4 protein-coding genes are annotated in these 5,718 nt (G+C 63.7%); 1 reads left to right on the top strand and 3 read right to left on the bottom strand.

What is annotated here, in order from left to right; genetic code table 11:
* On the bottom strand, positions 1–457 hold a 457-nt coding region (locus NZN28_RS13605; RefSeq protein ID WP_295399042.1), incomplete at its 3' end, for an E3 binding domain-containing protein.
* A 144-nt stretch (positions 458–601) separates the two neighbouring features.
* Between NZN28_RS13605 and NZN28_RS13600 the strand changes: the two genes are divergently transcribed.
* Positions 602–1,675, top strand: coding sequence for an aminopeptidase (locus NZN28_RS13600; RefSeq protein ID WP_295399040.1), 1,074 nt, complete (start codon positions 602–604; stop codon positions 1,673–1,675).
* 485 nt (positions 1,676–2,160) lie between these two features.
* Here the strand turns inward: NZN28_RS13600 and NZN28_RS13595 are convergent, their stop codons facing one another.
* Together NZN28_RS13595 and NZN28_RS13590 are read right to left on the bottom strand one after the other, a co-directional pair.
* Positions 2,161–3,837, bottom strand: coding sequence for a 30S ribosomal protein S1 (locus NZN28_RS13595; RefSeq protein ID WP_295399037.1), 1,677 nt, complete (start codon positions 3,835–3,837; stop codon positions 2,161–2,163).
* Between the two features lie 530 nt (positions 3,838–4,367).
* The gene (locus NZN28_RS13590; RefSeq protein WP_295399035.1) at positions 4,368–5,372 is read right to left on the bottom strand and encodes a tagatose 1,6-diphosphate aldolase; all 1,005 of its coding nucleotides are present in this window, start codon (positions 5,370–5,372) and stop codon (positions 4,368–4,370) included.
* Positions 5,373–5,718 lie beyond the last annotated feature (346 nt).

Genomic DNA, 5,718 nt, shown 5'->3' with positions numbered 1-5,718 from the left:
GCCCTCGGCTTTTGGCCTTATCGCGCTCTTCACAGACGTGGGGGGCCCGCCCCGCGGCCCCGCGTGGGTTGAGGAACAGGCGTTTTTGTAAAAGAATGGGGCAGGAGGGGTGGGCAGGGGGGGGAAGGGCCCGGGAGGCGGGGGGCGGGGGGGGGGTTGGAGGCGAAGCAGGGGAGGGGCTCTCCGGTGTGGGGGGCACCAGATCGCCGAGCCGCACCCCCTCCTTTTGCAGGGCGGCCTGGGCCTGGGCCATATCGGGGAGGGCTCCCGATGGGGGGGCCATCTCTTCGGGGGCCGGGGGGAGGTTGACTTCGCCCGCCATGACCCTCGCCAGGAAGGCCAGAATATCTCGTTCTACCACCGTTCCATCGGGGCCGGTGCCCCTAATTTGACGCCAATCTATGCCGTTTTCTTCCGCCAGACGACGGGCCAGCGGGGTGATTTTGATTTCGCTCATGCTTTCTACATCATAGCGCAGAAGCGGCGAGTTTCAGGTACATGCACGCAAAGCCGCAACAGCACGAACCCAATAGTCCGAGTTTATCGTCAAAAAACAGGCCTGGTTCACGCTTTGGCTTGTGCAGCAAAGTATAAAGGAGGCATGGAAACCCGCTTTGCAAACCTGCTGGTCGAGTACTGCCTGGACTTGCAGCCCGGCCAGACCGTTCTGATTGAGGCTGAGCCTGCCGCGCTGCCCCTGCTCGAGGCCCTCCAGGAGGGGGTCTTGCAGCGCGGCGCCTATGCTGTGGTTCAGCTTTTTCCGGCGGCGGTCTCGAGGCCTTTTTTCCTGTATGGCGGCGAGTGGCTGAACCAGCCCCCGCTGCCGCAGATGCGCTTGATGGAACACGTAGACGCCAGCCTGCGCATCGAGAGTGCGCAAAACCCCCTCGAGCTCGCCGAGGTGCCGCCCGCCCGCCTGGCCCAGTTTCGCAACGGCTGGCGGCCCTACCAGCAAGCCCGGGCCCGCAAGCGCTGGTGCCTGACCCTCTACCCCACCCCCGGCTATGCCCAGCAGGCGGGAATGTCCACGGCAGGCTTTCGGGCCTTTGTGGAGCGGGCCCTGTACCTCGACCGCCCCGACCCAGTGGCAGCCTGGCGCGAGCTGTCGGCCTTTCAAGCGGCCCTTATCGAGCGCCTGCAAAGGGTGAAGGAAATTCGCCTCCAGGCCGAGGGCACCGACCTGCGGCTCAGGGTGGAGGGGCGCACCTGGATCAACTCCGACGGCAGGCGCAACATGCCGAGTGGCGAGGTCTTTACCGGCCCCCTCGAGGCCTCTGCCGAGGGCGAGGTGCGCTTCAACCTGCCGGTGGTGGTCTCGGGGCAACGGGTGGCGGGGGTGCGCCTTCGCTTCCGAGAGGGGCAGGTGGTGGAGGCCCGCGCCGAGGTGGGGGAGGAATACCTGCACAAGATGCTCGAGGCCGACCCAGGGGCCCGCTACCTGGGCGAGCTGGGCATCGGCACCAACTACGGCATCAACCGCTCCACCGGCCTCATCCTCTACGACGAAAAAATCGGCGGCACGGTACACCTGGCGCTGGGGCAAAGCTATCCCGAGACCGGGGGCAAAAACACCTCCTCGATTCACTGGGACCTGATTCTGGATTTGCGCCCGGGGGGTCGGGTGCTGGCCGACGGGCAGGTGTTGCAAGAAAACGGGCAGTTTGTGGGCTTGTGAGCCGTTGCAATTTTCCTGTGGCCTTGCCGAGCCGCTTCCATCAGCAGGCCAGTCTGTGGCCCTTTTTGAGGCCATCGTTGGCGTTGCCAACGGAAGCAGTGCAGCGGGGAGCAAGGGGCTGGGGCAGGTGCCCCCGCGCCCACCCAGTGCTTCCTCGAAAGTTGCGTATCGCGCTCTTCACAGACGTAGCCGCTCGGATAGGCGGCCACTGTTCCGTTCAGAACCATGCGTTCTCGAACTCGAATGGCTCATAATACGGGAAGAGCGCTCCATACCCAAAGTTGCCGTGCGAGGCCGTTCGGAGCGTCGCAGGAATCGGCAACGTCAGACAGTCCCTCTCCCCGGCTCGGATCGAAGCCCGCTAATGTTGGGGCTTGCCTGTACTGCCGGTGGCGCTGATTTGGGGATGCCCTCGGCAGGCCACCAGCCGATGGGCCATGCAAAAAGCCGCCCGGCTGGGGGCGGCTCGGGTTGAGCACCCAACATCAGGCTTTTTCTTTGTCCTTGTCTTCTTCCAGGGTGAGCTGGCTCAGGAGGTCGCCGAACACGTCGCCGAGCTTGACGTTGGTGGTTGAGGCGGCAGCCACGCTGGGGTCGTAGTTGGTGTAGGCAGCGGCGCCAGCGGAAACCCCGTAGTCGTAGTCCCGCTCGCGGCCACGCCCTTCGCGGGGGCCACCTTTGCCCTTGGCGCGCTTGGGGCGCTCGCCCCCCTTGCCTTCGCGGCGGCCTTTGCGGCCTTCGCCTTCTTCGTCGCCGGGGATGCCAGTCGCCTGGGCGGGCGGGGGCAGGAGGCGCTTGCGCGAGAGGCTGATGCGCTGTTCCACGGGGTCAATCTGAAGGATGGCCGCCTCCACCTCGTCGCCCTTCTTGAACAGCTCGGAGGGTTTCTCGACCCGCTCGTAGGCCAGTTCGGAGACGTGAATAAGCCCTTCGATGCCCGGCTCGATCTCCACAAACACCCCGAAGTCGGTCAGGCCGGTGACCTTGCCCTTGACCGGGGTGCCGGGGGGGAAGCGGTCGGGCAGGCTCTTCCAGGGGTCGGGCTGGGTTTGCTTCAGGCCCAGCGAGAGGCGGCGCTCGGCGGGGTCAATGCGCAGCACCTGGGCTTCGACCTCCTGGCCTTCCTTGAGAATTTCGCTGGGGTGCTTGGGGCGCTTGGTCCAGGATAGCTCGGAGATGTGAATGAGGCCCTCGAGGCCCGGCTCCACCTCCACAAAGGCCCCAAACTGGGTCAGGCCCACCACCTTGCCGTTGAGCCTGGAGCCGATGGGGTAGCGTTCCGAGACGGTCAGCCAGGGGTCTTGGGTGAGGGCCTTCATGGAGAGGTTGACCCGCTCCCGCTCGGTGTCCACCGAGAGCACCTTGGCCTTCACGGTCTGGCCCTTCTGCACCACATCCCTGGGGTGGTTGAAGCGGCCCCAGGTAATCTCGCTGCGGTGCACCAGGCCGTCCACGCCGCCGAGGGCCACGAACACGCCAAACTCGGTGACCTCGACTACCTGCCCCTCTACGATGTCGCCCTCTTTGAGGCTGGCAAGCACCTGGCTGCGCGCGGCCTTCTGCTCGGATTCCAGCACCGTCCGGCGCGACAGGATGACCCGGCCCTTCTTGCGGTTGAGTTCGATGATTTTGACCAGGAAACTCTGACCCACGTACTCGTCGAGTTCCGGCGTGCGCTTGAGGTCCACCTGGCTGGCAGGCAGGAAGGCGCGAATTCCTTCGATGGTAGCGACCAGACCCCCCTTGACCTTTTCCTTGACCTCAACCATCACCGGCTCGCCCTTGTCGAACAGGGCCTGCACCTTGACCCAGCTCTGGTCGGCCTCGGCCCGCTTCTTGGAAAGCACCACCTGGCCGTTCTCGAGGTCGGCCCGCACCACATAGGCGGTTACGCTGTCGCCGGGCTTGAGGAGGTTCTTCAACTCCTCTTCCGAGAGCGGCTCCTCGGTGAGCTGGTTGAAAGGGATGATGGCTTCGGTGCGCGCGCCAATGTCCACCATTACGCCGTCGTTGGTGATGAGCACCACCGTGCCGGTGATGACCTGACCGCGCTGCACGGTCTTCTCGAGGCGGGCCTCTGCATCTTGCAGGGCCTGCTCCATGCTAAACACCTGGGGTTCTTTTCCAGTTTCCACTGGAGTCTGGGTAGCTTGGTCTTCCATTCGCCTGTTTCCTCTCTGCCTTTGCCTTCTGCCGCGCAGTCGTTTTCACCCAGATTGCTCTGGGTTTGCTTTGCGATGGTCTGCGCGACGGGTTGCCTCTGCAGGGACTTTTAGACCCTTGGCTGAGACATACCTGTTAGTTATAGCACAGGTTCCTGGGTTTGTCCAACACGGCATAACCCAATTGAGCAACTACAGATACCCAGTCTAGCGCAGGGTTTCTCATGCGTCTTTGGACTGCCGATGGTCGGTTGAGCGTAGAGGCTTGGGCGCTGAGCACCGTTGGGGCGGCTTTTCCAGCGAGAGCGCTTGCCGCGTATCACGAGCGCTGAAGGCTTTGTCCTGGGCAGAACGCTGGCCGCCTGGCAACGCCAAAAAATTAGGGGGCAGGTTTTGAAAACCTACCCCCTTCCACCTCGTATATCCTTGAAAGTTCCGCACACCTCAAGCTGGGTTGCGCGGCCAGCCTGAGAATCACCTCGAGCGCATTGCCCGGGCCAAGATGAAGGCCGCCCGGCCTGCAAGCGGCGCTAACCCCTGGCCGCTTCCAGGCTGCCGTAGTGCGTCCACCAGGGCTTGGCGCCCTTGGCCAGCACAGCGTTGAGCATCTGGATGTTCTTCACGCCCTGGTCGGAAAGCCAGTCCTCGAGGGCGGCCAGTCCCTGCTTGGCATAGACCGGAATGCCGTCCTGCCAGGTAGCCCGCCCGCACAAGACCCCGCTAAAGGGCACGCCCGCTTCGGCGGCCATCTCCAGCGACTCGCGGAACACCGCGTCGCTCACCCCTGCCGACAGGTAAATAAAGGGCTTACCAGCTGCGCTGGCGGTGTCCTTGAGGAACTGCAGGGCCTGGGCCCGGGTGTAGGCTTCCTCGCCCTTGAAGCCCAGGGTGCCGCTGGTGTAGGCGATGTTGAAGGGCAGCTCGACCTTGAGCACGTCCACCCCGTAGCGGTCTTTGGAGAACTCCTCCATGTACTTGGCCACGTAGCGGGGCTTGGCTTTGGCCAGCTCCAGGCCCTCGCCGAGCTGGTCGTTGTAGGCGATGGGCTCGAGGAAGAAGGGCATCTCCAGGGCGGCACACTCGGCCCCCACCCGTTCGATGAAGGCGTGCTTGATGGCGTTGATTTTGGGGTCGTCTTCGGGGTTGTAGTAGAGGAGAATCTTGACCGCGTCGCCGCCCGCTTCCTGGATGCGCCGCACGCTCAGGTCGGGCAGCAGGTCGGGCAGCCGGCCCGCGACCGTGGTGTCGTAGCCGGACTTCTCGTAGGCCAGCAGCACGCCGGTACGGGGGGCTTTGTGCTTCAGGGCCGGCAGGCCGTACTCGGTATCTATCAAAATGGCCGAGGCGTAAGGCGTCAGGATTTTGACCACCGCAGTCTTGAACTCGGTGAGCTCCGCATCGCTCACATCTGCCCCTCTGGCCTTGGCTATGGCCTTGCGCAGCGAGCCCCGCTGATCCATCGCAGCCGCAGCAATCACACCCCGGTCGTCGGCACAGGCCTGAATCCGCTCAAACTTTCCTTTGCTGAGTCCCATAGTTATCTCCGTCGCTAAGTTTACCCTAAGCCTGACCTGGGCAATAAACCGGTCTGCGCCTGTGAGATTGGCCGCTCGGGTGAAGGGCTGCCTGGACGTGGAACATCAGGCCACGAAGAGGCTTTGGGGAGGTTTTCGGCAGCTCCTATCTTAGAGCCGCCCGACTATAAGAAAGCGTTGTCCTGGACAGAACAGTGGCGGCCTGTAAACTCGAAAACATGCGTCTCGGCCCAGACGCAACGCAGACAAGCGTGCCTCACAGAGGTGAGGCACGTCTCTTTGTCCCTTCTCGTTTTCGTGGGCGACCAAGTCTGTGAAGGGCGCGATAGGATGAAGGTATGGCCCG

This window comes from Meiothermus sp. (assembly GCF_025056915.1).
Classification (GTDB): Bacteria; Deinococcota; Deinococci; order Deinococcales; family Thermaceae; genus Meiothermus.
Note: the sequence above shows the minus strand (reverse complement) of the source record. Positions and strands in the feature narration are given on the sequence as shown.